The organism is Subdoligranulum sp. DSM 23681 (genome assembly GCF_057005535.1).
Genome location: NZ_CM168050.1, coordinates 871,251 through 897,225 on the forward strand (window position 1 = coordinate 871,251; position 25,975 = coordinate 897,225).

A 25,975-nucleotide genomic window follows, 5' to 3' on the forward strand; every position below is an offset into this window, starting at 1 on the left:
GAGAGGTTTCTTGCCCATGCTGACAACAAAAAAACCGGGTCTGGACGGCACCGTTCTCAAGACCATCGCCCTGGCATTGATGGTGCTGGACCACATCCACTACTTTTTCCAGTTCACCGGCCTGATCCCGGAATGGTTCTCCATGCTGGGGCGGCTGTCCGCGCCGTTGTTCCTCTTCTGTGCGGTGGAAGGCTTCGCCCACACCCACGACCGCAAGCGCTACTTTTTCCGCATCTGGGCCATCGGCGCCGGGATGGGGCTTTTGACCTTCCTGATGCTGTATGTGGGATTGTTCCGCCGCCCCGACGGCTTCTATCCCCTCAATGGCATCTTTCTGAACTTCGTCATCCTCTGCATCCTCTGGCAGGGCATCGACTGGCTGCGGCAGGGACGGATCGCCCGGGGGCTGCTGGCCGTTCTGGGCCCGGTGGTCTGGGGCTTTGCGGTGGTGCTGCTGGCCGCCCAGCCGGGGATGGCCACGACGATGGTGCTGCTGGGCAGCACGGTACTGCCTGCCTGGGTGTGCATCACCGACGGCGGACCGCTGTACCTCATCGGCGGCGTGATTCTGTACCTCTTCCGGGACAAGCGCCCCCTGCAGCTGGCCGCCTGGGCGGTGTGGACCATCGGCATGGACTTCTTTGCCGTCTGGCTGGCGGTGCGGGGACAGGACGGGTTCGCTTTCTCCCAGATGTTCACCACCTACTATGAATGGTACGGTGTGGCGGCAGTGATTCCCATGGCGCTGTACAACGGCCGCCGGGGCGCCGGACACAAAGCCCTGTTCTACTGGTTCTATCCCGCCCATGTGTATCTGCTGTATGCGGCGTCCTGGGCGGTGTGCGTGTGGACGGGGGCGGCGTGATGGCAAACATACTGGCTGTGGACGACGACCGGGCCATCGGCGCCCTGCTGCAGACCGCTCTGGAGCGGGACGGGCACCGGGTACGTCTGTGCACCGCGGGAGACCAGGTGACCCCTGCGCTCTGCCGGTGGGCGGACTGCCTTCTGCTGGATGTGATGATGCCCGGGGAGGACGGGGTGGCGCTCTGCCGCCGCATCCGGGATCTGACCGGGGCCCCTATCCTGTTTCTCACCGCCAAGGACGGGGAGGAGGATGTGCTCAAGGGTCTGGCCGCCGGCGGGGACGATTACCTGCGCAAACCCTTCCGGGTGGCGGAACTTCGGGCCCGGGTGAACGCCCATCTGCGCCGCCAGCAGCGGGACCCCCATCCCGGCGACCGTCTGCTGCGGGGCCCCTTTGCCCTGGACATGGCTGCCCGGGTGCTGTATGCGGGACAAAAGGCCCTGCATCTGACCCGGGCGGAATACGCCCTGTGTGAACAGCTGTCCCTCCACCCGGGGCGTACCTTCTCCAAGGAACAGCTGTATGAAGCGGTGTTCGGGTACGACGGCACCGCCGATGAGCGGGCCGTCACCGAGCACATCAAGAACATCCGGGCCAAGATCCGGGCCGTCCTCCCCGGCACGGACCCCATCGAGACGGTGTGGGGCATCGGCTACCGGTGGAAAGAGGCACTATGAAACACACAAAAACCGCGCGCAGCCTGCGGGGGCTGCTGCTGCGCTATCTGCTGTCCACCGCCGCCCTGTGCGGGGGGCTGTTCTTTGTCTGGTGGCTGGTTTTCGGCATCCTGCTCAATGCAGGATTCATCCTGCCCGCCTCCTCCGCCGCCGAGGCCAGCCGTCGGGCTGCGGATGAGGTTCTGCCTGCCATGACCGCCGATACCTTTGATCCCTCCCGGCTGGACCCGCTGTGCCGGTATGCCCTCTTCCCCGCTCCGGGCTCTCCGGCGGTGCTGGCCACCAACATGAACGGCTGGCAGCTGGACAAGGCGCTGAACGCCTGGATGGGCGGGTCCGGCAATCTTGGCTACACCCAATATCATCTGCCGGCGACTCTGGCAGACGGGTCGGTGTGCCTGCTGCAATACGATTATACCGTTCCCTACGCCGACCCGAATCTGCGGCAGAAACTGCCGGATTTCCAGACCTGCTACCTGCTTTTGCTGGCGGTGCTGACCGGGCTGCTGATCTGGGGGACCACCCGCCGCACCGCCCGCCGGCTGTCTGCCGGGACCGCCCGCCTGCAGGCCGCCTGTGCCAGACTGGCGGCGGGGGACCTTTCGGAAGAGGCTTTCGGGCAAACCCGCATCCGGGAGCTGGACCAGGCCCTGGACACCATGCAGCAGCTGCGGGCGCATCTGGCCCAAAGCCTGCGGGAACAGTGGGAATCCGAACAGGAGCGGTCAGAGCAGATCGCCGCTTTGAGCCACGACCTGAAAACGCCCCTGACCGTCATTGCGGGCCACGCCGACCTGCTGGCGGAGGAGGACCTGCCGCCCCGGGCGGCGGACAGTGTGGCGGCGGTGCAGCAGAGCTGCGAAACCGCTGCCCGCTGTCTGGCCGACCTGCGGGCGGTGGCGGCCCCGGGCGCCGCCGCGGACGAACCCCGGCAGCGGGTGGAGGCGGCAGAGTTCCTGGCCCGACGGAAGGAGACCGGTCGGGCGCTGTGCACGGCGGCAGGGCTGCATTTCCGGCTGGTGAACGGCTTGCCCGCCGGGGCCGTGCTGGAGATCCAGCCCCACCGGCTGGCCCGGGCGGTGGACAACCTGCTGGACAACGCCGCCCGCTTTACCCCCGCCGGGGGCACCATTACCCTGACGGCGGGGCGGGAACCGGGGGTCGTGATACTGACCGTGCAGGACACCGGCCCCGGCTTTTCCCCCCAGGCCCTGCGCAAGGCGGGACATCTTCTGTACACCGGCGACGCCGCCCGCCACGACGCCCACCAGGGACTGGGGCTGTACATGGCTCGCCGGGTGGCCGCTGCCCATGGAGGAGAACTGCTGCTGACCAACACCTCCGCCGGCGCCCGCGCACAGCTGCGGCTGCCCGAACCGCCCCCCAAGGCCTGATACCGCCTTTTGCGGCATAAAAAAACTTGTATTCCGGATTAAATGGTGGTATACTATCCACAAATTCCCGGCCGCTTGGGGCCGGATGTAGGGAAAGAGGGACAATCGTATGGCATTCTTCCGTCATCTGCTGCCGGTTCTGGCCGGTGCGGCCCTGGGCTGCGCAGCCACCCTGCTGGCCCAGCGGTATTCCGAAAACAGCGAGCACGAACATATTTTGGGCCCGGAGGCATTTGATGACGATGCCGCCGAGCCCGAAACCGACGCGCCTGAAACCGCGGAACCCCCGGCCAGCGCAAGCGCCGAGGTGTATATCCCGGTGCCGGACAACAGCTCGCCCAACCCCAACCCCGTGCAGGACCACACCGACCCCGTTCCCACCGTGGACGGCAAACTCGACCCCACCGCCATTGCCAAGGCCGAGGATTTTGCCGACTGGGACGAGATGGGCTGCCAGGGTTGAACCAACAGCTGCGAACCTTTCAGCAGGCGCACTTTTCCGTTTGTATACCAGACGGGGAATCTGCGCCTGCTTTTTGTTTTCTCCTTTCATGGAAGGCCGCTCTTTACATCTTTAGTCTGCTAAAGTATAATAAGACCATGTTTTGCATGGGTATGTGAGGTATCGTTGTATGGAACTGGATTTGACTCGTTTTTCCCCGGCCGAGCGCTGCACCCTGCAGCTGCGGGCGCTGTATGAACAGGCCGGATACCGCAAATTCCGCTGCGCCCGGTTTGAGGAGTATTCCCTCTACCAGCAGAATCAGAAATTTCTGTCCGATGCCCAGGTCATCACCTTCACCGACCTGGACGGCAAGCTGCGGGCCATCCGGCCGGATGTGACCCTCTCCATTGCCAAGAACGCCCAGCCCGCCCCCGGCGAGTGCAAGCGCTACTACTACACCGAGCAGGTCTGTCGTCCCAGCCGGGAAAGCCACACCTTTGCGGAGATCAGCCAGATGGGGCTGGAATGCATCGGTGCGGTGGACGCCGACCGGCAGGCGGAGGTGGTGCGGCTGGCTGTGGACAGTCTGGCCAGCCTGGGCACCCGGACCTTCCTGGAAGTGAGCCACATGGGCTATCTCACCGGACTGCTGGATGCCCTGGGGGTGGATGCCGCCGCACGGCCCCGGCTGCTGGAACTGCTGCGGGACAAAAACGCCCACGAGCTGCGGCAGGCCGCCCTTTCCGCCGGACTGGACGAGGAGGGCGCCGCCGCCCTGTGCGGTCTGCTGAGCCTGCACGGTCCCTTTGACACCGCCCTGGCCCAGGCACGGACCCGCTGCCGCTGTCAGGCCCAGTCCGACGCCCTGGACGAACTGGAAGCCCTTTACAAGGACCTGGGCACCGACGCCGCCACCGTGCGGCTGGATCTGAGTCTGGCCGGAGATATGGAATATTACAACGGGCTGGTGTTCACCGGCTACGCCGCCGGGGCTGCCCGGGCGGTGCTGAAGGGCGGCCGGTACGACCTGCTGGCCCGACGGTTCACCCCCGGCGCCTGCGCCCTGGGCTTCGCCCTGTATCTGGACGAGCTGGAACGGCTGGCTCCCAGCGCCGGGGCCGAGCCGGACACCTGGCTGAACATCGCCCTGCCCAAGGGCCGCCTGGGCGACAAGGCCTACGGCCTGCTGGCCAAGGCCGGGTATGGCTGCGCCGAGGATTACAACGAGACCCGCAAGCTGGTGGTGGAGAACCCCGAAGCCAAAGTGCGGTACTTCCTGGTCAAGCCCAGCGACGTGGCCATCTATGTGGAGCACGGGGCCGCGGACATCGGCATTGTGGGCAAGGACATCCTGGCCGAATCCGGCGCCGATGTCTACGAGCTCATGGACACCGGCATGGGCAAGTGCCGGATGTGCGTGGCCGGCCCCAAGGACTTTGTGGACGACGAGAGCCGCGCTTTGCGGGTGGCCACCAAGTTCGTCTCCATCGCCCGGGAACATTACGAAGCCATGGGCCGGGACATTGACATCATCAAGCTTAACGGCTCCATCGAGCTGGCCCCCATCCTGGGCCTATCCGACGTGATTGTGGACATTGTGGAGACCGGCACGACTTTGCGGGAGAACAATCTGGCCGTGCTGGAAGAGTTCATGCCCATCAGCGCGCGGTTCATCGCCAACCGCGCCAGCTACCAGTTCAAGTATCGCCAGCTGACCGAGCTGCTGGCCAAAATGAAGGAGGCACTGAAAGTATGATCCGTATTCTTTCTTTTGACACCGTGCGGCCGGAGGAGATCCTGAGCCGGGACATCCGGGCGGAAGCGGATGTGGAAGCCGTGGTGGACGGCATCATCGCCGATGTGCGTGCCCGGGGGGACCAAGCCCTGCGGGACTACGCCAGAAAGTTTGATGGTGCCGACCTGGACAGCCTGCTGGTGAGCAAGGAGGAGATCGACGAAGCTTTCGCCGCCGTGGGGGAGGATTTCCTGACCACCCTGCGGATGGCCGCCGCCAACATCCGGGCCTTCCACGAGCATCAGGTCCACAAGGACTTTGTCATCAACGACACCCCCGGCGTGGTGCTGGGGCAGAAATACACCCCCATTGAAAAGGCCGGCGTCTATGTACCGGGGGGCACGGCGGCTTACCCGTCCACCGTGCTGATGGACGTGATCCCTGCCAAGGTGGCCGGGGTGCGTGAGATCGTCATGACCACCCCCGCCGGCAAGGACGGCAAGGTGAACCCCAACATTCTGGCCGCGGCGGCGGTGGCGGGCATTGACAAGATCGTCAAGTCCGGCGGCGCCCAGGCGGTGGCCGCCCTGGCCTACGGCACCGAGACCGTGCCCGCCGTGGACAAGATCGTGGGCCCCGGCAACATCTATGTGGCCACCGCCAAGCGGAAGGTCTTCGGCAAGGTGGGCATCGACATGATCGCCGGACCTTCGGAGATTCTGGTGCTGGCCGACGGCGGCTGCAACCCAGTGTGGGTGGCGGCGGACCTGCTGAGTCAGGCGGAACACGACAAGCTGGCCACCGCTGTGCTGGTCACCGACAGCATGGACCTGGCCAAAGCGGTGCAGGCCGAACTGGAAGTGCAGATTCCCCAGCTGCCCCGCGCCGCCATCGCCCGGGAGAGCATTGACACCAACGGCAAGATCATCGTCACCGATGACCTGACCAAAGCGGTAGAAGCCGCCAACCTCATCGCCCCCGAACACCTGGAACTGTGCGTGGAGGACCCCTTTGCCCTGCTGGGCCAGATCCGCAACGCGGGCAGCATCTTCATGGGCCGCAATGTGCCTGAGGCTCTGGGCGACTACTTTGCCGGCCCCAACCACACCCTGCCCACCTCCGGCACCGCCCGGTTCTCCAGCCCCCTGAGCGTGGACGATTTCGTCAAGAAATCCAGCTTCCTCTATTACACCCGGGATGCCCTGGCGGACGTGAAGGACCGCATCGCCGATTTTGCGGAGCGGGAGGGCCTGCACGCCCACGCCAAGAGCGTGACCATCCGCTATGAGGACGACCAATGACCGCCCCCTTTGCCCTGGCGGCGGGACGGCTGCATCTGCGGCCTATGGAGCAATCGGATTTTGACGCTCTGTGCGCCATTTTGCAGGACCCGCAGGTCATGTATGCCTATGAACATGCCTTTTCCGATACCGAGGTGCAGGACTGGCTGGACCGGCAGCGCATGCGATACGAAAAGGACGGGTTCGGCCTGTGGGCGGCTGTCCGTCCCGACACCGGGGAACTGATCGGCCAGTGCGGTCTGACCATGCAGCCCACGCCCCTGGGGGACGTGATGGAGGTAGGATATCTCTTCCGACGGGACTGCTGGCACCAGGGCTACGCCACTGAATGTGCCCGGGCCTGCATGAACTACGGATTCTGGGCGCTGGATGCCGATGCCGTCTATTCCATCATCCGGGACAACAACGCCCCTTCCCGGGCCGTGGCAGTCCGCAACGGCATGCAGGTGGTGGGGCAGTTCACCAAACATTACTACGGTGTGGATATGCCGCACCTGATCTACTGTGCCCGCCGTCCGGCGCCGCACAAGGACGGAGGCCGAGTATGAGCCGTTATTTTACCCCCACCCTGGCGGCGCTGGAGCCCTACACCCCCGGCGAGCAGCGCAAGATGCCCGATCTGGTCAAGCTCAACGCCAACGAGAATCCGTATCCCCCCTCCCCTGCCGTGGCCGACGCGGTGGCGGGGGCGGTGGTCGGGCTACGCCTGTACTGCGACCTGACCGAGGCCGACCTGTGCACCGCCATCGGGGAGGCGGTGGGCCTGCCTGCCGACCACATCCTGTGCGGCAACGGCAGCGATGAAAACCTGCTGCTGGCCATCCGGGCTTTCTGCGATGAGCAGACGCCCCTGGCCTTTGCGGACATCACCTACAGCTTTTATCCGGTGCTCTGCCAGCTGATGAAAGTCCCGGCCCAAATCCTGCCGGTGCGGCAGGATTTCACCCTGGACCTGACCGATTACTATGACCTGGGGCAAACCATTGTCATTGCCAACCCCAACGCCCCCACCAGCCTGCTGGCCCCGGTGGCGGAGATGGAGGAGGTCATCCGCCGCAATCCCGACCACATCGTGATCGTGGACGAGGCCTATGTGGACTTTGCGGGGGAAGGGGCGTCCTGCCTGCCGCTGGTGCCCAAATACGACAACCTGATCGTGGTGCGCACCTTCTCCAAGTCCCGCAGTCTGGCGGGGGCCCGACTGGGCTTCTGCGCGGCACAGCCCGCCCTGATTGCGGACATGAACCGCATCAAGTTCAGCTACAGCCCCTACAACATCAGCTCCCTGAACCAGGCCGCCGGGGCTGCGGCCATGCGGGATGAGGCCTATTTCCGGGATACGGTGGCCAGGATCTGCCGCACCCGGCAGGAGACCACCGACGCTTTGCGGAAGCGGGGATTCACCGTGCTGGATTCGGCCACCAATTTTCTGTTTGCCAAGCCCGCCGAAAAGCCCGCCGAAAAACCGGCGAAGGAGATTTTTGAGGCTTTGCGGGAGCGGGGGGTGCTGATCCGGTACTTCTCGGCTCCGCGCATCGACAGCTGGCTGCGCATCACCATCGGCACGCCGGAACAGATGGCGCGCTTTTTGCAGGAACTGGACGACATCCTGCACTGAAACGAAACAAGAGGGGGAATCAAGATGATCGCCATTGTGGATTACGGGGTGGGCAACCTGTTCAGCCTTGCTTCCAGCGTGAAGAGTCTGGGGGCGGAGGTGCGGGTGACCCACCAGGCCGAGGACCTGCGTCAGGCCACCCACATCCTGCTGCCCGGTGTGGGCGCCTTTGCGGACGCCGCCGCCAAGCTGCAGGCCACCGGGCTTGTGCCGGTCCTGCGGGAGGAGACCCAACACACCCCGCTGCTGGGCATCTGCCTGGGCATGCAGCTGCTGTTTGAGAAAAGTTACGAGTACGGGGAACACCAGGGCCTGGGCCTGGTGCCCGGGCAGGTGTGTCCCCTGGCCGACGACCTGAAAGACCCCACCCTGAAGGTGCCCCACATCGGCTGGAACGCCCTGGACCTGACCCCGGCAGGGGAAAAGGACCCGCTGTTCAAGTACATCCAGAACGGGGAATACGTCTACTATGTGCACAGCTACTACGCCAAGAACTGCGCCTCCAACACCCTGGCCACCAGCGAGTACAGCATCCCGGTGACCGGTGCGGTGCGGGCGGGGCTGGTGTACGGCACCCAGTTCCACCCCGAAAAATCCGGCGATACCGGCCTGCGGATCCTGCGGGCCTTCGCCGAACTGTAAGGAGGGCGCTGTATGAAACTGTTTCCTGCCATTGATCTGCGGGGCGGTCAGGCCGTGCGGCTGTACCAGGGCGATTACGACCAGATGACCGTCTACAATCCCGACCCCGTCTCCCAGGCCAAAGCCTTTGCAGCCGCCGGGGCCAAGTATCTGCATGTGGTGGACCTGGACGGCGCCAAGGACGGTCAGGCCGTGAACTTTGCCACCATCCGCAGCATCACCGACGCCGGTGACCTGTTTGTGGAGGTAGGCGGCGGTATCCGGGACCAGCAGCGCATCGAGGACTATCTGGCCCTCGGGGTGGGCCGCTGCATCCTGGGCACCATCGCGGTGCGGGACTTTGCTTTCACCGCCCGCATGGCCCGCACCTACGGCGATAAAATTGCGGTGGGCGTGGACATGAAAAACGGCCAGGTGGCGGTGAGCGGCTGGAAGGAAGTCACCCCCGAGCCGGGGCTGGATTTCTGCCGCCGCTGCGCCGACGCCGGGGTGCAGGCCCTGATCGTCACCGATATCTCCCGGGACGGCACCATGCAGGGCACCAATATGCAGCTGTACCGGGACCTCTTGACCATTCCCGGGGTGGAGATCACCGCGTCCGGCGGCATCGCCCGCCTGGAAGAGCTGGCCGAGCTGCAGGCCATGGGCTGCCATGCAGCCATCCTGGGCAAATCCATCTACACCGGCGCCATCGACCTGGCCGAGGCCGTGCGCCGCTATGAAGGCTGAAAGGGGCGGAGTTCATGGTTACCAAACGCATCATCCCCTGCCTGGACGTGAAGAACGGCCGGGTGGTGAAGGGGGTCAATTTTGAAGGTCTGAAAGACATGGCCGACCCGGTGGAAATGGCCCGGTACTACAACACCGCCGGGGCGGATGAGCTGGTGTTTTACGACATCACCGCCAGCGTGGAGGGCCGCACCCTCTTTACCGACATCCTGCGCAAAGTGGCATCGGAGATCTTCATTCCCCTGACGGTGGGCGGCGGCATCAACACCCTGGAGGATTTTGACCGGGTGCTGAAATGCGGCGCCGACAAGGTCAGCGTCAACTCCGGCGCCATCAAAAATCCCGCCATCATCTCGGCGGCCGCCCAGCGCTACGGCAACCAGTGCGTGGTACTTTCGGCGGACATCAAGCGGGTGGACGGAAGTTTCCGCCTGTTTGCCAAGGGCGGCCGGGAAAACACCGGCATCGACGCCCTGGACTGGCTGGAACAGGGGGTTCGCAGCGGCGCCGGGGAACTGGTGGTCAACTCCATCGACACCGACGGCGTCAAAAACGGCTTTGACCTGGAACTGCTGGACGCCGTGGCCCAGCGCTGCGCCGTGCCCATCATCGCTTCCGGCGGCGCGGGCTGCCGGGAAGATTTCCTGGAACTTTTCCGCAACCATCCGGCGGTGGATGCCGGACTGGCCGCCTCCATCTTCCACACCAAACAGGTGGATATCCGGGAGCTGAAGCAGTATCTGCGCCAAAACGGCATCGAGATGCGTCTTTGATTTCTCCCGGTCCCCTCTTGCAAAATGTCTTCCGCCGCTGTACACTATAAGTATCTCATATCTATAATGAGCAGGAGTTTTTTCTCATGGAATATACCGAAACTTCCCGTACCCTGAAATTCGACAAGCACGGGCTGATCCCCGCCATCGTGCAGGATCACTACACCAAAGAAGTGCTGACCCTGGCCTACATGAACGCCGAGACCCTGGCCCTGACCATCGCGGAAGGCCGGACCGTCTTCTGGTCCCGCAGCCGTCAGGAGATCTGGCGCAAGGGCGAGACCTCCGGCAATGTGCAAAAGGTGGTGTCCATCACCGCCGACTGCGACAAGGACGCCCTGGTGGTGGAGGTCGTGAAGAGCGGCCCTGCCTGCCATACCGGCGCCGAAAGCTGCTTCTTCAACCCGGTTTATGTTTCGGATGAGCTCAAGCAGTTCACCTGGGAAGGGCTGTACCACCTGATCGAGGGCCGCAAGACCGATCCCAAGGAAGGCAGCTACACCAGCTATCTGTTTGACAAGGGCCTGGAAAAGATCCTGAAAAAGGTCGGCGAGGAAAGCACCGAAGTCATCATTGCGGGCTCCAAGCGCGACAAGGAAGAGACCGTGTTCGAGATCAGCGATCTGGCCTACCATGTGCTGGTGCTGATGATCGAGCTGGGCATCTCGGTGGAAGACATCACCCGTGAGCTGGAAAAACGCCACGTGGTCGATCATAAAGTAAAACAGGAGAGGATGCAGTGAGATGGCTGACGAATACAAACTGAGTTCGGTACATGTCCATTCCAAACTGTGCGACGGCAAAAACACCCTGGATGAGCTGGCGGTCACCGCCTGGCGCGCCGGGTTGAAAACCCTGGGTTTTTCCGGCCACAGCCACACCCCCTGTGATATCGAATACTGCATGACCCAGAGCCGCACCGCCCTGTACAAGGCGCAGGTGGCCAAGCTCAAGGAGCGGTATGCAGGCAAGCTCGATATCCTGTGCGGACTGGAGTGGGACCTGTTCAGCGACGACGACCCCACCGCCTACGACTATTTCATCGGCAGCGCCCACTATGTGCAGGGCCCCAAGACCGGCCGCTATTACGAGATCGACTGGCGGGAGGCCGACCTGGCCGCCTGCATTCAGGACGACTTTGACGGTGACGGTCTGGCTGTTGTGGAAGCGTATTTTGACAATGTGCGCCGGGTGGCGGAACACAAGCCCACCATTCTGGGGCATTTTGACCTGATCAAGAAGATCAACAAGGGCAACAAGTTCTTTGATGAGAACAGCCCCCGCTACATGGCCGCGGCCCGCACCGCCCTGGAGGCGGCTGCCGCCAACGGCTGCGTGCTGGAAGTGAACACCTCCTCGGTGTATCGCGGATACCGGGATGACTTCTTCCCCGGGGAAGCGATCCTCCGCGCCTGGAAGGAACTGGGCGGCGAGGTCATCATCACCGCCGACGCCCATGATGCCAAGGCCCTGACCTTCGGCTACGACGAGGCCGCCGCCCAGCTGAAAGCCCTGGGCTACGACCATGTGCAGGTGCTGGGCAAGGACGGCTTTGTCCCCTGCGCCCTGTAACCGGTTTACAGCAACAAAAGAATCCCCGCCGCAAGGTCCCAGGACCCCGCGGCGGGGATTTTCTTATGTATGGGGAAAGGGTCAGTCCAGCACATCGAACTGACAGGCGCCCATGGCTTTCAGGGCTGTAGCATGGGATTCCGGACTGACACCGGCGCACAGTCCGGCCAGGATCTCGATGGGCGTTTCGGGGAAGAAGGCCCGCAGCAGCATGGCGTTGGAAATGACGCAGATGTCGGTGCAGACACCGTAGACCCGGAACTTTTCCACAGAAACGTCCTTTTCGGTTAAAAACTTTCCCACGGCGGCGGGCAGCTCGCTGGCGCCGAAGGTGGGCTTTTCCACCAGCACCTTGGCCGGACAGGCCGGGTCCGCCTCTTCGGCAACGGCAGCCACCTCCGGCACCAGGTTCCATCCCTCGGTGCCCCGCAGGCAGTGCTCCACCGGCAGCTTTTTGCCTTCCCGGGTGGAGAGATAATCTGCCTCATGGGTATCCAGGGTGAAGAAGAGGGCATGCCCCGCCCCGGCCGCCCGTCTGGCTTCCGCCGCCAGACTGGGCGTGATGGCCTGGGCCTCAGCGGTGCCCAGCGCCCCGGTGACGAAGTCGTTCTGCATGTCCACGATCACATCCACAACACACTGTTTCATCTTTTACCTCCCTGTGCTGCCGCCGCCTCCCGGGCAAGGCGCATCCACGCATGGTACAGCCGTTCCATCCGGTCGGCATAGGCCCGGGTACCCATTCTGTCCACTTCCGCAAGAAATTCATCCGAATCCCCGCAGCGGACAGGGGTCATGTTCATCATCTTGGTCCGGCCATGGGATGCCGCCATCTTCAGCTGCACCCATTCCGGGATGTCCGGCCGGCGGTGAAAGTCCCGCAGCTCCTTGTATTCCGCCAGCATCCCCGGCAGGTCGATGACCCGGGGGATTGCGTCGGCGTATTTCTGCCGGTACGTCTCCACCACGATCAGCTTGCTCCTGTACAGGTCCGCATCAAAGGGGGTGTTGTAGTCGGCCCATTCCCCGATCACTTCCTCCATGATGGCTTCGTAGCTCATCCTGCAGACGCACCATTTCCAGTAATCGCTGCCGGTATCCCGTCCGAACAGTTCCCGGCAGGACTGGCGGAAATGGTATTCCGACCACATCCGTATTTCTACAAGTTCCTTTTCCAAACAGACGCCCCCTTTGGGCCCGGAACGGTTCCGCCTTTGGTCCAATTATACTATGGGGCCGGCCGGTTGGCAACGGTCCTGCCGGCGGGATATGACAAAACCGGCCCCCCATGGGTCCGGCCCGGAACTTTCGGAGGCGCCTGTTATTCCAGAATTTCCCGGAACACCCGGTAGTTGGTATCATCATGCGGCGGGCAGTAGACCGCAAATTCCACCGCGGCAAAGGCCCGGGAAAAAGCGGGCAGGATCTGCCGGTATGCCGAGGCCACCACCCGGGGCGGGTTGCGGAAAGCCCCGCAGCCGAAAGCCCCCAGGATCACCACCTCTGCCCCATGGACAGCCGCCGCTGCAAGGATCTGCCGGCCCCGCTGCACATGCAGTTCATACAGGACCGCCCCGTCCAGCTCCGTTTCCCGCAGGTTGGGCGCCGCACAGGTCAGCACATCCACCTTCTGCCACGCCTCCCGGGGCAGCCGCCGGGGGTCTGCCGTGTCCGTCTTGATGGACAGCACCTCCGGGGTATAGATGCAGGCATCCGTGTACAGGGTACTCTGCCGGCGGCGGTGGAAAAGATAGTAGTTTTCCCACAGAGTATCGGTGTTCAGGCAGGGATACAGCGTGCTGCACCGGCACAGGCTCTCCTCCTGGGCGGAACTGCCCCAGAGGACCCCGCCGCCCGGGGTGGTGGCGGAAGCAAAGTTCAGCACCAGGACTTTCCGGCCCGGGTACTTCCCCGCCGCCTGCAGGGTGCGGTCGGCGGAGACCAGCACCCGGGCCTTTCCCTCATAGCGGCACAGCGCCTGGTCCGGGACCCGGATGGGCTCCGGTCCATGCAGCACCGTTCCCCGCTGGGAATGGCGGATCGCATCCCCCAACGCCTCATCGCCGGTGTACCATCGCTGTGTGTCCGCAAAAACATCCGCATTTTTCTGGCGCCGATCCTGATATGACATCGTTCATTCCTCCCTGCCTTCCGCCGCCTTTCCGGAGCGGCGGTGTTTTTATAAAAAAGGCGGAGACAGGAACATCTTCATGTTGCTGTCTCCGCCTTTGGGGTACTGCGGGTGCTCGGTTTTTCTTTTACAGGTGCAGCACGCGGTCCTTGATCTCGGCGGTGCGGCCCTGGTTCCAGAACTGGGTGCCGATGTAGCCGCAGGTACGGCGGGCCACGTTCAGCTTGTTCTGGTCACGGTTATGGCAGTGGGGGCACTCCCACACCAGCTTGCCGTCATCCTCCACGATCTTGATCTCGCCGTCGTAACCGCAGACCTGGCAGTAGTCGCTCTTGGTGTTCAGCTCGGCGTACATGATGTTCTCATAGATGAACTGCATGACCCGGATGACCGCGGCCAGGTTATCCTGCATGTTGGGCACTTCCACATAGCTGATGGCGCCGCCGGGGCTGAGCTTCTGGAAATCGCTCTCGAACTTTAGCTTGGTGAAAGCATCGATCTCCTCGGACACATGGACGTGGTAGGAGTTGGTGATATAGTTGCGGTCGGTGATGCCCGGGATGATGCCGAAGCGCTTCTGCAGGCACTTGGCGAACTTGTAGGTGGTGGATTCCAGCGGGGTGCCATACAGGCTGAAGTCGATGTTGGAATCGGCCTTCCACTTGGCGCAGGCATCGTTCATGTGCTGCATGACCTGCAGGGCAAAGGGCTTGGCAGCCGGGTCGGTGTGGCTCTTGCCGGTCATATACTTGCAGCATTCGTACAGGCCCGCGTAACCCAGGCTGATGGTGGAGTAGCCGCCGTAGAGCAGCTTGTCGATGGGCTCGCCCTTTTCCAGGCGGGCCAGGGCGCCGTACTGCCACAGGATGGGGGCGGCGTCGGACAGGGTGCCCTTCAGGCGGTTGTGACGGCACATGAGGGCTTCATGGCACAGGTCCAGGCGCTCATCGAAGATCTTCCAGAACTTGTCAAAGTCACCGCCGGAGGACAGGGCCACATCCACCAGGTTGATGGTGACCACGCCCTGGTTGAAACGGCCGTAGTACTTGGGCTTGCCCGGTTCGTAGTTCTTGGCATTGGCCACGTTGTTCCAGCCGTTGCCGGAACGGTCGGGGGTCAGGAAGCTGCGGCAGCCCATGCAGGTGTACACGTCGCCGTGGCCCTCGTTCTCGCCCTTGGACAGCTTGTATTCCCGCATCTTCTTCTCACTGATGTAGTCGGGAACCATCCGCTTGGCGGTGCACTTGGCGGCCAGCTTGGTCAGGTAGAAATAGGGAGTGCCTTCCCGGATGTTATCCTCTTCCAGCACGTAGATCAGCTTGGGGAAGGCGGGGGTGATCCAGACGCCGGCCTCATTCTTGACGCCCTGATACCGCTGGCGGAGCATCTCCTCGATGATGATGGCCAGGTCGGACTTCAGGCGCTGGTCGTCCCCGGCCTCGTTCAGGTACATGAAGACGGTGATGAAGGGAGCCTGCCCGTTGGTGGTCATGAGGGTGACCACCTGGTACTGGATGGTCTGCACGCCGCGCTTGATCTCTTCCCGCAGGCGGGCTTCCACGATCTGGGAAAGCTTCTCCTCGCCCGGATCGATGCCCAGTTCCTTCATCTCGGCCTCGGTGTCACGGCGGATCTTCTTGCGGCTGATGTCCACGAAGGGAGCCAGATGGGTCAGGCTGATGCTCTGGCCGCCGTACTGGTTGGACGCCACCTGAGCGATGATCTGGGTGGCGATGTTGCAGGCGGTGGAGAAGGAGTGCGGCTTTTCGATCAGCGTACCGGAAATGACGGTGCCGTTCTGCAGCATGTCGTCCAGGTTGACCAGATCACAGTTGTGCATGTGCTGGGCAAAATAGTCCGCATCATGGAAATGGATGATGCCATCCTCGTGGGCCTTGACCACCTCCGGAGGCAGCAGCATACGCATGGTCAGGTCCTTGGAGACCTCACCGGCCATATAGTCACGCTGCACCGAGTTGACGGTGGGGTTCTTGTTGGAGTTTTCCTGCTTGACTTCCTCGTTGTTGCACTCGATCAGTGCCAGGATGCGGTCATCGGTGGTGTTGTGGGTGCGCTTGAGGCTCTGGACATACCGGTAGGTGATATACTTGCGGGCCACCTCATGGGCACCGGCTTCCATGATGGCGTTTTCCACCAGGTCCTGGATCTCTTCCACGTTCATGGCATGGTTGCGTCCGGCGCAGACTTCCTGCACCTGGTCCGCAATGCCGATGATCTGCTCCTGGGTCAGACGCTGGTTGGCCGGCACGACGTTGTTCGCCTTGCTGACTGCCGCGATGATCTTGGAAATGTCGAAAACGACCTCGCTGCCGTTGCGCTTGATGATCTTCATGGTGATTCTCCCTCGATGATTCTATGGCAAACCCCTCTCGCCGGGGGGCGCAGTAAGTGATATGGCACGGAAATATTACAATATGTATATTTCGCCTTTGGCGAGCAAACCTATCTTACCGTATCCTACTGGGAAAGTCAAGGGAAAATACCACAAGATATTGTGTCTGCTGCAACAGACAGCCCCAAAATAGAAAGGTTTTGACGTTCCCACGCAGAAAAGCCAACGCCTGCAAAAACGCCGAATTTCCGGGCGGAATTTTGTAAAAAATGGGCCAGTTTTTTCATTTCATCGCTGTATCGTTTATTTTCAAAGCGGCAGTGGAAATGCCTCTTGCGCTTTATGGTGGCGGCTGGTATACTGTATAAGCTGATTTTATCCAGATACAGGGCCGGTCATTCCTTCCGGCTACAAGATATTGTATCACGAATTTTCTTTGACAGAAAGAGGCCCACCCATGAATTATGCCAACATCAAATACTGCGACATCGCCAACGGCGAGGGGGTGCGCACCAGCCTGTTCGTGTCCGGCTGCCGCCGCCACTGCAAGGAATGTTTTAACGCTGTGGCGTGGGACTTCTGCTACGGCAAACCCTTTGACAAGGAAACCCGCAACGCCATCCTGGCCAGTCTGGCACCGGAATACATCGACGGGCTTTCCCTGCTGGGCGGCGAACCCTTTGAACCGGAAAACCAGCGGGCCCTGGTCCCGTTTTTGCACGATGTACGGGTGCTGTACCCCCACAAGACCATCTGGTGCTACACCGGCAACAGCTACGAGAAGGAACTGCTGGCCCCCAGCGCCGCCCGGTGCGAAGTCACCGACGAAATGCTGAGCCTGATCGACGTGCTGGTGGACGGGGAGTTCCTTATTGATGAGAAGGACATCTCCCTGCGGTTCCGCGGTTCCCGGAACCAGCGCATCATCGACATGAACCGCACCCGTCAGGCCGGCCATGTGGTGCTGTGGGAGGACGACCCCATCTTCGCGGACCACAAGATGTAAGGTATCCCTTTTGCCGCCGCTGCCCCCTTGGTGCAGCGGCGCTTTTTGTTTCCGGCGCAGAAAAATGTTCTTGCTTTTCACGCCTGCGTGTATTATAATGATATAGTCATGCCGGTGTGTTGGAATTGGCAGACGAGACGGACTCAAAATCCGTTGGTAGCAATACCGTGTGGGTTCGACCCCCACCACCGGCACCAGAAAGCCCAGCCGCTCGGCTGGGCTTTTTGCATATGGCCGCACAGAAAATTGCCGAAAGGAGACTTTCCCATGCAGGAACCGGACAGCTGCCGTACCCTTTACCCCATCATCCTGGTGCACGGCACCGGGTTCCGGGACCGCAAGGGCATCAGTTACTGGGGCCGCATCCCCAAAGCCCTGGAAGCCCGGGGCGCCCGCGTATTCACGGGCGGGCAGGACAGCTGGGGCACGGTGGAGGAAAACGCCGCGGCGCTGAAACAGCGGGTGGAGGAAGTGCTGGCCATCACCCAAAGCGAAAAGGTTCATCTCATCGCCCATTCCAAGGGCGGACTGGATGTGCGCCACCTGGTCACCACCCTGGGCATGGCCCCTTATGTGGCGTCGGTGACCACCATCTCCACGCCGCACCACGGGTCCCGCACCATGGACGCCCTGCTCCTGGCACCGCGGTGGTGCTTCCGGCTGGCGGCCGTCTTCGTGAACGGCTGGTTCCGCCTGCTGGGAGACAAACATCCGGATTTTGTCGCCACCTGTTACCAGTTCACTACTGCCTGGGCGGAGAACTTCAACCGGCAGAACCCGGATATGCCCGGTGTGCTGTACCGCAGCTATGCGGGGGCCATGGCCAGCTGGCGCTGTGATCTGCTGATGTGGTGGCAGAACCTGATCATCGGCCGGATCGAAGGGGAAAACGACGGGCTGGTGACCACCGCTTCCGCCCAGTGGACCGGCTTTCATGCCGAGTGGCGGGGGCTTCCCGGGCGGGGCGTCTCCCATATGGACGAGGTAGATTTCCGCCGCCGTCCCCTGCGCCGCTGCGGCTTCTCCTGGGATGTGGTGGACCGGTACATTGAGATGGTGGGCGAACTGAAGGAATACGGTCTGTAAAACAGGACCGGACAGAGACCGCCCCGGGACGCCTGCTGCCCGTTTTTCCCGCTGTGCGGGCATTTCCTATTCCTTGACAAGGTTCCCCGTAAACGGTACAATTCAGGTAGTATTCTCTTTCTGAAAAAACCGGACCGGAAGGCCGCCCATGGGCATCCTTTCACGGCAGACAGCCTCCGGCCCGCTTCGGGACAAAAAAGCAGGCCCCCGGCAGACTGCCGGGGGCCTTTTGCGACACAAAACGGCGTGTCGGTCCCTGTTCCGACACGCCGTTCCCGAAAAGAAGAAAAGAGAAAGAGGAGTGGATGAAAAAGTTTGTCTGCTTCCCAGCGGACTTTGGATCCGGGTCCCTGTTCCCGGATGTTCCTTTTGGGAACACTTACAGAATACCCGGAATATGTGACAAAAAAGTGATGGTTCTTTCAAGAAATTACGAAAGAACTTCAAAAACTCTATGAACAAATACAGAAAAGAGAACGCCTATGCCCAACCGCATCAACTATGAGCTGGAAATGGAAAAGACCATCCGCGCCCTGAAGGCCGAAGGCCGCCGCCCCCGGCTGCTGCTCCACGCCTGCTGCGCACCCTGTTCCAGCGCCACCCTGGAGCGTCTGGCCGACGCCTTCGCGGTGACCATCCTTTATTACAACCCCAACATTGCCCCGCCGGAGGAATACCACCGCCGTGCGGATGAGCTGGACCGGTTCGTGCAGGACGCCGGCTACGCGGGGCGGGGCATCACGGTGGTGCGCCTGCCCTATGACCCCCAGGAGTTCTACACCGCGGTGCGCGGGCTGGAAAACGAACCGGAGAAGGGAGAGCGCTGCACCGTGTGTTACCGGCTGCGGCTGGAGCAGGCCGCCCGCTACGCTGCGGAACACAACTTTGAGTGGTTCACCACCACCCTGTCCATCTCCCCCATGAAGGACCCGGTGCGGCTGAACACCATCGGCACCCGGCTGGCGGAACAATACGGGGTGCGGTACCTGCAGAGCGAGTTCCGCAAGAAGGACGGCTACAAGCGCAGCCTGACCCTGAGCAGTGAATACGGATTGTACCGGCAGGACTACTGCGGGTGCATCTTCAGCAAACAGGAGCGGGAACGCCAGGAGGCGGCCCGCCGGAAGGAGGCAGAAACATGAAACGGATTCTGGTGGCATTGCCCCTGAACGAAGAACAGTGTGACCGGCTGCACCGGGCCGCCCCGGGCACCGAAATGCAGATCACTCCCCAGCCTTCGGAAGAGGACATTCTGTGGGCGGATGTGATCATGGGCAACGTGCCGGTGGAGATCATCCGCAGGAATGACCATCTGGAATGGTTCCAGAGCAACTTTGCGGGGCCGGACCCCTACCTGGAGCCGGGTGTGCTGCCAGAAGGCTGCTATGTGACCAACGCCACCGGCGCCTATGGTCTGGCCATCAGCGAGTGGATGCTGGGTATGTGGCTGGGGCTGTGCAAAGACCTGTTTTTGTACCGGGACCGGCAGAACCGCTGTGAGTGGGCTGCCATTGAGCGGCCGGTGCGCAGCGTGGATGGGTCCCGGGTGTTGTGTGTGGGGCTGGGGGACATCGGTTCCAGCTTTGCCCGTCGGGCCCATGCCATGGGTGCCCGGGTGGTGGGGGTGCGCCGCCATGCCCCCCACACCTGCCCCGCCTACTGCGAGCGGGTGGTGGGCCAGGAGGACCTGGACGCCGAGCTGCCCCAGGCCGATCTGGTGGCCCTGAGCCTGCCCGGGACCGACGAGACCGTTCATCTGTTTGACGCCGCCCGCATTGCCCGGATGAAGCCGGGGGCCATCCTGATGAACGTAGGCCGGGGCACGGCGGTGGACACCGACGCCCTGACCGAAGCCCTGCGCAGCGGGCATCTGTTCGGCGCGGCCCTGGACGTGACCGATCCGGAGCCCCTGCCCGCCGACCATCCCCTGTGGAAGCAGCCCAACGTGCTCATCACTCCCCACATTTCGGGGCGGTTCAGCCTGCCCCGCACCCTGGACAACATTGTGGACATCTTTGCCCGCAACCTGCGCCACTATCTCAACGGCGAGCCCCTGGACAACCAGATGTCCCGCCGCACCCACTATGTGAGCGAGGACACCGCCGGACAGCGGCTGCGCTGCGAACCCGACGACTGAGCCCCATCCGCCCCTCCCTTCTTAAAACCGAGAGGTTCCTTGTATGACATTCTTCAATCTGGTCTGGCTCTTTTTCTGCTATTCCTTCCTCGGCTGGCTGGCTGAGGTCCTGTTTACCGCCGTGCGCCGCCGCCGTTACCAGGACCGTGGCGTGCTGGGCGGGCCCCTGTGCCTGATCTACGGCGTGGCGGGCAGCATCATCACCGTAGGCCTGCGGGAACTGGCCATGGACAGCTGGTTCTTCCTCTTCCTGTTCAGCGCCGTCATTGCCACGGCGGTGGAATGGGTCGGCGGACACATTCTGGAACGGTTCACCGACGCCCGCTGGTGGGACTACTCCGACCGGAAGTTCAACCTGGACGGCTACATCTGCCTGACGGCCTCGGTCTTCTGGGGCGTGCTGGGTGTGGTCACCGTCAAATGGGCGGCGCCCCTGCTGCTGGACCTTTTTGCCCTGCTCCCCACCCTGGCCGGACAGATCCTGATCTGGGTGCTGCTGGTGCTGCTGGCCCTGGACGGCATCGGCACCGTGCTGACCCTGGCGGGCATCCGGTACCGCTTTTCCCGGGCGCAGGAGGTGCACAACCGTCTGGCCGCCATCACCCTGAACCTGGGCATGTGGGTGCTGGGCTGCACCGAGCGCCGTATGGCCAAGGCCTACCCCCAGGCCAACTTTGTGCGCCCCAAGCGGGAAAAGAGCACCGTCTTTGCCGAGGGCTGCAGCTTCTACAAGCTGTTCCTGCTTTTTGTCATCGGTGCCTTCCTGGGGGATGTGGCTGAAACCATCTTCTGCCGCATCACCGCCGGGGTGTGGATGAGCCGGTCCAGCCTGGTGTGGGGCCCCTTCTCCATCGTGTGGGGGCTGGCCATCGCCCTGGTCACCCTGCTGCTCTACCGCTACAAGGACAAGAGCGCCAGCTGGCTGTTTGTGGCCGGCACCCTGCTGGGCGGCGCCTATGAATACCTGTGCAGCGTCTTTACCGAGATCGTCTTCGGCGCCGTGTTCTGGGATTACAGCAAGATCCCCTTCAACCTGGGCGGACGCATCAACCTGCTGTACTGCTTCTTCTGGGGCTTTGCGGCGGTGGCCTGGTTCAAGATCTTTTACCCTCCCCTGTCCGCAGGTATTGAAAAGCTGCCCCGCCGGCTGGGCACCGTGCTGACCTGGTGCCTGGTGGTGTTCATGTGCGTGAACATGGCGGTGAGTTCGGCGGCCCTCTCCCGCTACACCGCCCGCATCGAGGGCAAACCTGCCGACAGCCAGCTGGCCGTGTATCTGGACGAACACTTTGACAACGCCCGGATGGAACGCATTTATCCCAAGTTCGTGCACACCGGCTGATCTTTCAAAAGACAAAAAAACGACCCTTCCGGGAAGAATCCTTTTCCCGGAAGGGCCGTTTTGCACGGTCGTGCCGATCAGTTACTTCTGTTCGTAGCTCTGGCAGAAGTGCGGGGTATCCACGCCGGAGGAGGAGTTGTCGGAGTGGTGGGTGATCTTGATCTGGCTCAGGTCACATTTCTGGCAGTCGATGTTGTGGGCGCAGGCGTCCACATCGCAGAAAACACCGCGGTTTTCCATGGGAGTCACCTTCCTTTCAAGGCAAAGCTTTTTGGGGGACGGCGTTTGCCGCCCTGCACTGGAAGTATGCCCCGCCCCACGGCTGATTAAACATGCCCGGGCAAAAAAACACGCCCCCGTCCGTGTGACGGGGGCGTGTTTGGTTGGGCCGGCGAGGTTCGAACTCACGAATGGCGGAGTCAAAGTCCGCTGCCTTACCACTTGGCTACGGCCCAGCAACAGGCGGCCGGGGCCGCCGAAATCCTAAGAAAAAAGACCGCGCAGCTTTTTAAGGACTGTGCGGTCTTTGGTGGGGTGCCTAGAGGGATTCGAACCCTCGGCCTCCAGAGCCACAATCTGGCGCGCTAACCAACTGCGCCATAGGCACCATACATATGCGCCCGAAGGGACTCGAACCCCCGGCCCACTGCTTAGAAGGCAGTTGCTCTATCCAGCTGAGCTACGGGCGCGCATGGTTCTTGACCCCCTTGTACGGGAACAAGCTGCGTTTGTTAATATACCATACGCAACCTGAAAAGTCAAGCCCCTGCTGTAAAAAACATCAAACTTTTGCGGAATATACCCCCGCCGGCGGGGCGCTGTTCACGAAATACAGCTCATACCACAGAATGAAGGAGTAGATGCTCCAGATCTTGGTCATGTTTTTGGCGCGGCCGGCCTTGTGGTCATCCAGCAAGGTGCAGATTTCCGGCACGTTGAAGAACTGCTCCGCCACCGGACCGGTGAATTTTTCCCGCACCATGTTGTAGTATTTGTCCTGTCTGAGCCAGTCGTTCAGCGGCACCGGGAAGCCCAGCTTTTTGCGCTGGGCCACGCTTTCGGGTAGCTGCTTGAGGGCCGCCCCCCGCAGAGCGATCTTGGTATGTTCCTTGTCGCAGCGGTAGCGGCGGGGAATGCTCAGGGCCACTTCCAGCATCTCCCGGTCCAGGAAAGGCACCCGCAGTTCCAGGGAGTTGGCCATGCTCATCCGGTCGGCCTTGAGCAGGATGTCGTACAGCATCCAGGTGTGCATATCCACCCACTGCAGCTGGGTGGGTTCGTCCAGGCCCTGGACCTTGTCAAAGTAGGGTTTGAAGAAGGTCTCGGGGGCGGGGTTGCCGTAGTTCTTTTTCAGGTAACGGTCCCGCTCCGCCGGGGACTCAAACACATAGTTGGCCCGCATATACCGCTCCCAGGGCTGACGGCCGCCCCGGACCAGGAAGTGCTGGCCCTTGAAGTGGGGCAGTCTGGCCGCGGTGTGGGAGAGGAAGCGGCGCACCGCTCCGGGCACCTTGCGGCTGTAATCCTCAAAGTGGACAGCCTGACAGTACATGGGATAGCCGCCGAAGAGTTCGTCGGCGCCCTCGCCGGAAAGCACCACCTTCACATACTTGCGGGCGTTCTGAGCCAGGAAGTACAGCGGCACCTCCGCCGGGTTGGGCATGGGTTCGTCCAGATACCACTGGATCACCCGGTTGGCATCAAAGAACTGGTCGGCGTCCACCTTGTTGGCGATGCTGGGCACTCCGATCTCCTTGCTGAAGGCCTGGGCGTAGGGCAGCTCGGAGTATTTTTCCTCCGCATACCCCACCGAGAAGCTCTTCACATGGGGAGTCCCCTTGGCCACCTCGTTGACCACAAAGCTGGAATCCACGCCGGAGGAGAGGAAGCAGCCCACCTCCACGTCGGCGATCTGGTGGGCCGCCACGCTCTCGGCAAAAGTTTCGGTGATCTTCTTCTCCCAGTCCTCCTGGGTCTTGGTCTCGTCGATGTGGTAGCGGATGTCATAGTACCGCTCGATGGTCAGGTTCCCGTCCTGCCAGGTGAACATATGGGCACCGGGCAGCTTGAACACATCCACGAACATGGTCTCCTCGTTGGGGATGTATTCGATGCTCAGGTATTCGGGCAGCCGCTTTTCGTTCAGCTGTTTCCTGAAGCCGGGATGGGCCAGGAAGCTCTTGATCTCACTGCCGAAGAGGAACAGACCATCCACATTATAGTAATAGAAAGGCTTGATGCCGAAGATGTCCCGGGCGCCGAACATGGTCTTGTTCTTGCGGTCCCAGATCACAAAGGTGAACATGCCCCGCAGCTTGGCGGGCAGGTCTTTGCCCCACTGCTCGTAGCCGTGGAGCAGGACTTCGGTGTCCGAGTGGGTCTTGAAGGTATGGCCCGCGGCTTCCAGGTCGGCGCGCAGGGTCTGGAAATTGTAGATCTCGCCGTTGAAGATGACCACCAGGCTCTCGTCCTCGTTGTACATGGGCTGGCGACCGCCCTCCAGGTCGATGATGGACAGGCGGCGGTGGCCCAGGGCCACCTGGTCGTCCACATAATACCCTTCCCCGTCGGGGCCGCGGTAGGTGATCAGGTCCGCCATGGCCTTCACGGTGGCCCGGGCGGTCTCGGCGTTATGTTTGCGTTCGGCAAAGCCGGTGATACCACACATGGATGTTATCCTCCTCTGTGTCAGTCGGTCAGACCCTTGTTGCCGTAATAGCGGGCGGTCTTTCGGTAGTAGTTCAGCTGGCTGCGCAGGTACCACAGCCCCCGGTTGAGGCTGCGGTCCTCCTTGCAGTAGAGCTGGTGGGCGCTGCGGCCCTGCTTTTTCAGTCGGGCGGCAGTGGCCAGGAGTTTTTCGTCTTTCAGATACTTGCGGATGACGCCGTAGGGGGCGATCATCCACAGGCTTTCGGTGTCGGCGATGGTGAAGCCGGTGTCCTTGCCTTCCAGCACGTCCTCCACCAGCCAGCGGGCCAGGTTGTAGCCGGCTGCGGTGACAAAGTAGCTGGAACGGCCCTGGCGGGGGTTCATCTCGAAGAGTTTATACTCCCCGGTACGGGCGTCGTACTTCATATCAAAGTTGGCGTAGCCCACCCAGCCCACATCTTCCAGGAAGGCGCGCATCCGTTCCAGCAGGGCGGGGTCGTTGATCTCCGGGGAGGAGAGGATGGCCGCGTAGTTGCCGATGCCCTCGGGGGTCTGCTCCTCCAGCAGGGGGCGGCCCAGGGCCATCAGGTGGACCTTGCCGTCCAGACCGCAGTAGGCGTTGAGCACCCGCATGCAGTTGTCATCCCCGGGGATGTACTCCTGCAGGATCAGGTCGTCCTGGTAGGAGCTGCCGTAGATGGCCGCGGTGATGGCGTCGTACTCCGCCCGATCATGGGCCAGGAACACCTTCTTTTTGTGGGGGAAGGAGCAGTTCCAGTAGGCCGGGGAGTTGCTGGCCTTGATGATGACCGGGAAATCGAAGGGAAATTCGGCGTTTTTGTAGTTCTGCGCGGTGCAGGTGGCCGTTTTCGGGTAAGAAAGCCCGTGTGCGGCACAGGCTTTGTAAAAGTTGTCTTTTATGTCAAGATCCAGCACGGTTTGCAGTTCCGGGCAGGCAAAATGGAAATAGGGCGCCAGTTCCTGGCGGTGACGGGCCATGAGGATGGTGTAGCCGTCGGCGCAGGAGACCAGCAGCAGCGGGCAGTTTTTGTAATCGTGGGCCTTGGCGTAGTCCACCAGGGTGCGCACAAAGACCTCGTCGTTTTCCAGGTCCGGCTCACACACGGCGATGCGCACCAGGCGGGTGTTGCGGCAGGCCACCAGGACCCCCTTGCAGACAGCGTCGCTGACGACCCCGTATTGGGTATAAAAACTGCGGGCCATGCCGTAGACGTTGGCGTCGCTGCCCAGCAGTACAGGTTGAAATTTCAGCATAGGAAAGCCTCTTTGTTCATACAGATGGTATATTCCTGCTTATTTTACGTCCAAAGCGGTGTCCTTGTCAATCTCCGTATACCCGGAAAACAGGAACCGCCCGCCCTTACAGTATGCGCTGCAGCGTCCAAAGGTATCACCCCCGGCCCGGGCTCACACCATACTTTTACATTCTTTTGGGGCGTTCGGGCTTTTCTTTTCGGGGGCATGTGTGTATAATATAGGGTATCGAAAATCAAACG

General features: G+C 62.0%; 26 protein-coding genes and 4 tRNA genes. 19 read left to right on the forward strand and 11 right to left on the reverse strand.

The window, feature by feature from the left end; genetic code table 11:
* Nucleotides 1-16: 16 nt before the first annotated feature.
* The 13 genes from AC127K_RS04125 (at nt 17) to AC127K_RS04185 (ending at nt 11,754) form a co-directional block, all read left to right on the forward strand.
* Nucleotides 17-865 (forward strand): TraX family protein, encoded by an 849-nt coding sequence (locus AC127K_RS04125; protein ID WP_294540687.1) that lies wholly within the window; start codon nt 17-19, stop codon nt 863-865.
* Nucleotides 865-1,545 (forward strand): response regulator transcription factor, encoded by a 681-nt coding sequence (locus AC127K_RS04130; RefSeq protein WP_483721688.1) that lies wholly within the window; start codon nt 865-867, stop codon nt 1,543-1,545. The genes AC127K_RS04125 and AC127K_RS04130 overlap by 1 nt, the downstream gene beginning before the upstream one ends.
* Entirely contained in the window at nt 1,542-2,939 is a 1,398-nt protein-coding gene (locus AC127K_RS04135; protein WP_483721689.1) for a sensor histidine kinase, read from the forward strand. The genes AC127K_RS04130 and AC127K_RS04135 overlap by 4 nt, the downstream gene beginning before the upstream one ends.
* 109 nt (nt 2,940-3,048) lie before the next feature.
* The gene (locus AC127K_RS04140; RefSeq protein ID WP_294540681.1) at nt 3,049-3,402 is read left to right on the forward strand and encodes a hypothetical protein; all 354 of its coding nucleotides are present in this window, start codon (nt 3,049-3,051) and stop codon (nt 3,400-3,402) included.
* Between the two features lie 169 nt (nt 3,403-3,571).
* A complete protein-coding gene (gene hisG / locus AC127K_RS04145) occupies nt 3,572-5,140 on the forward strand; it encodes an ATP phosphoribosyltransferase (protein ID WP_483721690.1) in 1,569 nt (522 codons plus the stop codon).
* Nucleotides 5,137-6,420: a histidinol dehydrogenase gene (hisD, locus tag AC127K_RS04150; protein WP_483721691.1), complete on the forward strand. Its 1,284-nt coding sequence runs from the start codon at nt 5,137-5,139 to the stop codon at nt 6,418-6,420. Before hisG ends, hisD begins: the two co-directional genes overlap by 4 nt.
* Nucleotides 6,417-6,968, forward strand: coding sequence for a GNAT family N-acetyltransferase (locus tag AC127K_RS04155; protein ID WP_483721692.1), 552 nt, complete (start codon nt 6,417-6,419; stop codon nt 6,966-6,968). The genes hisD and AC127K_RS04155 overlap by 4 nt, the downstream gene beginning before the upstream one ends.
* Nucleotides 6,965-8,038, forward strand: coding sequence for a histidinol-phosphate transaminase (gene hisC / locus AC127K_RS04160; protein ID WP_483721694.1), 1,074 nt, complete (start codon nt 6,965-6,967; stop codon nt 8,036-8,038). The genes AC127K_RS04155 and hisC overlap by 4 nt, the downstream gene beginning before the upstream one ends.
* 24 nt (nt 8,039-8,062) lie before the next feature.
* The gene (hisH, locus tag AC127K_RS04165) at nt 8,063-8,680 is read left to right on the forward strand and encodes an imidazole glycerol phosphate synthase subunit HisH (protein WP_294540673.1); all 618 of its coding nucleotides are present in this window, start codon (nt 8,063-8,065) and stop codon (nt 8,678-8,680) included.
* Nucleotides 8,681-8,692: 12 nt separating this feature from the next.
* Nucleotides 8,693-9,409 (forward strand): 1-(5-phosphoribosyl)-5-[(5-phosphoribosylamino)methylideneamino]imidazole-4-carboxamide isomerase, encoded by a 717-nt coding sequence (gene hisA, locus AC127K_RS04170; protein ID WP_294540670.1) that lies wholly within the window; start codon nt 8,693-8,695, stop codon nt 9,407-9,409.
* A gap of 14 nt (nt 9,410-9,423) precedes the next feature.
* The gene (gene hisF, locus AC127K_RS04175) at nt 9,424-10,182 is read left to right on the forward strand and encodes an imidazole glycerol phosphate synthase subunit HisF (protein ID WP_294540668.1); all 759 of its coding nucleotides are present in this window, start codon (nt 9,424-9,426) and stop codon (nt 10,180-10,182) included.
* Between the two features lie 86 nt (nt 10,183-10,268).
* The gene (gene hisIE, locus AC127K_RS04180) at nt 10,269-10,925 is read left to right on the forward strand and encodes a bifunctional phosphoribosyl-AMP cyclohydrolase/phosphoribosyl-ATP diphosphatase HisIE (protein ID WP_294540666.1); all 657 of its coding nucleotides are present in this window, start codon (nt 10,269-10,271) and stop codon (nt 10,923-10,925) included.
* 1 nt (nt 10,926) lies between these two features.
* Complete coding sequence (locus tag AC127K_RS04185; protein ID WP_294540664.1) at nt 10,927-11,754, forward strand: histidinol-phosphatase HisJ family protein; 828 nt, start codon at nt 10,927-10,929, stop codon at nt 11,752-11,754.
* 81 nt (nt 11,755-11,835) lie between these two features.
* Here the strand turns inward: AC127K_RS04185 and AC127K_RS04190 are convergent, their stop codons facing one another.
* From AC127K_RS04190 to AC127K_RS04210, 5 genes are all read right to left on the reverse strand, one after another.
* Complete coding sequence (locus AC127K_RS04190; protein WP_483721696.1) at nt 11,836-12,402, reverse strand: cysteine hydrolase family protein; 567 nt, start codon at nt 12,400-12,402, stop codon at nt 11,836-11,838.
* Entirely contained in the window at nt 12,399-12,932 is a 534-nt protein-coding gene (locus tag AC127K_RS04195; protein WP_483721697.1) for a hypothetical protein, read from the reverse strand. Before AC127K_RS04195 ends, AC127K_RS04190 begins: the two co-directional genes overlap by 4 nt.
* 143 nt (nt 12,933-13,075) lie before the next feature.
* Nucleotides 13,076-13,885, reverse strand: coding sequence for a TIGR02452 family protein (locus AC127K_RS04200; protein ID WP_483721698.1), 810 nt, complete (start codon nt 13,883-13,885; stop codon nt 13,076-13,078).
* 127 nt (nt 13,886-14,012) lie between these two features.
* Entirely contained in the window at nt 14,013-16,238 is a 2,226-nt protein-coding gene (gene nrdD / locus AC127K_RS04205; protein ID WP_483721699.1) for an anaerobic ribonucleoside-triphosphate reductase, read from the reverse strand.
* A gap of 137 nt (nt 16,239-16,375) precedes the next feature.
* The gene (locus AC127K_RS04210) at nt 16,376-16,525 is read right to left on the reverse strand and encodes a hypothetical protein (RefSeq protein WP_483721700.1); all 150 of its coding nucleotides are present in this window, start codon (nt 16,523-16,525) and stop codon (nt 16,376-16,378) included.
* Nucleotides 16,526-16,695: 170 nt separating this feature from the next.
* On the opposite strand from AC127K_RS04210, the gene nrdG reads away from it, so the two are divergent.
* From nrdG to AC127K_RS04240, 6 genes are all read left to right on the forward strand, one after another.
* Nucleotides 16,696-17,244, forward strand: a complete 549-nt coding sequence (nrdG, locus tag AC127K_RS04215) for an anaerobic ribonucleoside-triphosphate reductase activating protein (RefSeq protein ID WP_294542735.1) — start codon at nt 16,696-16,698, stop codon at nt 17,242-17,244.
* A 110-nt stretch (nt 17,245-17,354) separates the two neighbouring features.
* Nucleotides 17,355-17,441 (forward strand) — tRNA-Leu (locus AC127K_RS04220).
* Between the two features lie 70 nt (nt 17,442-17,511).
* Nucleotides 17,512-18,330 carry an esterase/lipase family protein gene (locus AC127K_RS04225; RefSeq protein WP_483721702.1) on the forward strand — a complete coding sequence of 273 codons (819 nt, stop codon included), beginning with the start codon at nt 17,512-17,514 and terminating at the stop codon, nt 18,328-18,330.
* Nucleotides 18,331-18,812: 482 nt separating this feature from the next.
* Nucleotides 18,813-19,472, forward strand: coding sequence for an epoxyqueuosine reductase QueH (locus AC127K_RS04230; RefSeq protein ID WP_483721704.1), 660 nt, complete (start codon nt 18,813-18,815; stop codon nt 19,470-19,472).
* Nucleotides 19,469-20,467 carry a D-2-hydroxyacid dehydrogenase gene (locus AC127K_RS04235; protein WP_483721705.1) on the forward strand — a complete coding sequence of 333 codons (999 nt, stop codon included), beginning with the start codon at nt 19,469-19,471 and terminating at the stop codon, nt 20,465-20,467. Before AC127K_RS04230 ends, AC127K_RS04235 begins: the two co-directional genes overlap by 4 nt.
* A 43-nt stretch (nt 20,468-20,510) precedes the next feature.
* A complete protein-coding gene (locus AC127K_RS04240) occupies nt 20,511-21,809 on the forward strand; it encodes a putative ABC transporter permease (protein WP_483721707.1) in 1,299 nt (432 codons plus the stop codon).
* Nucleotides 21,810-21,890: 81 nt separating this feature from the next.
* On the opposite strand, the gene AC127K_RS04245 is transcribed toward AC127K_RS04240, so the two are convergent.
* From AC127K_RS04245 to AC127K_RS04270, 6 genes are all read right to left on the reverse strand, one after another.
* Complete coding sequence (locus AC127K_RS04245; RefSeq protein WP_483721708.1) at nt 21,891-22,049, reverse strand: DUF1540 domain-containing protein; 159 nt, start codon at nt 22,047-22,049, stop codon at nt 21,891-21,893.
* 140 nt (nt 22,050-22,189) lie between these two features.
* Nucleotides 22,190-22,264: transfer RNA gene (locus AC127K_RS04250), tRNA-Gln, on the reverse strand.
* Nucleotides 22,265-22,339: 75 nt separating this feature from the next.
* A tRNA-His gene (locus AC127K_RS04255) sits at nt 22,340-22,416 on the reverse strand.
* Nucleotides 22,417-22,424: 8 nt separating this feature from the next.
* A tRNA-Arg gene (locus AC127K_RS04260) sits at nt 22,425-22,498 on the reverse strand.
* Between the two features lie 92 nt (nt 22,499-22,590).
* Nucleotides 22,591-24,477 carry an asparagine synthase (glutamine-hydrolyzing) gene (gene asnB, locus AC127K_RS04265; RefSeq protein ID WP_294541948.1) on the reverse strand — a complete coding sequence of 629 codons (1,887 nt, stop codon included), beginning with the start codon at nt 24,475-24,477 and terminating at the stop codon, nt 22,591-22,593.
* 20 nt (nt 24,478-24,497) lie between these two features.
* Nucleotides 24,498-25,733 carry a carboxylate--amine ligase gene (locus AC127K_RS04270; protein WP_294541946.1) on the reverse strand — a complete coding sequence of 412 codons (1,236 nt, stop codon included), beginning with the start codon at nt 25,731-25,733 and terminating at the stop codon, nt 24,498-24,500.
* Nucleotides 25,734-25,975 lie beyond the last annotated feature (242 nt).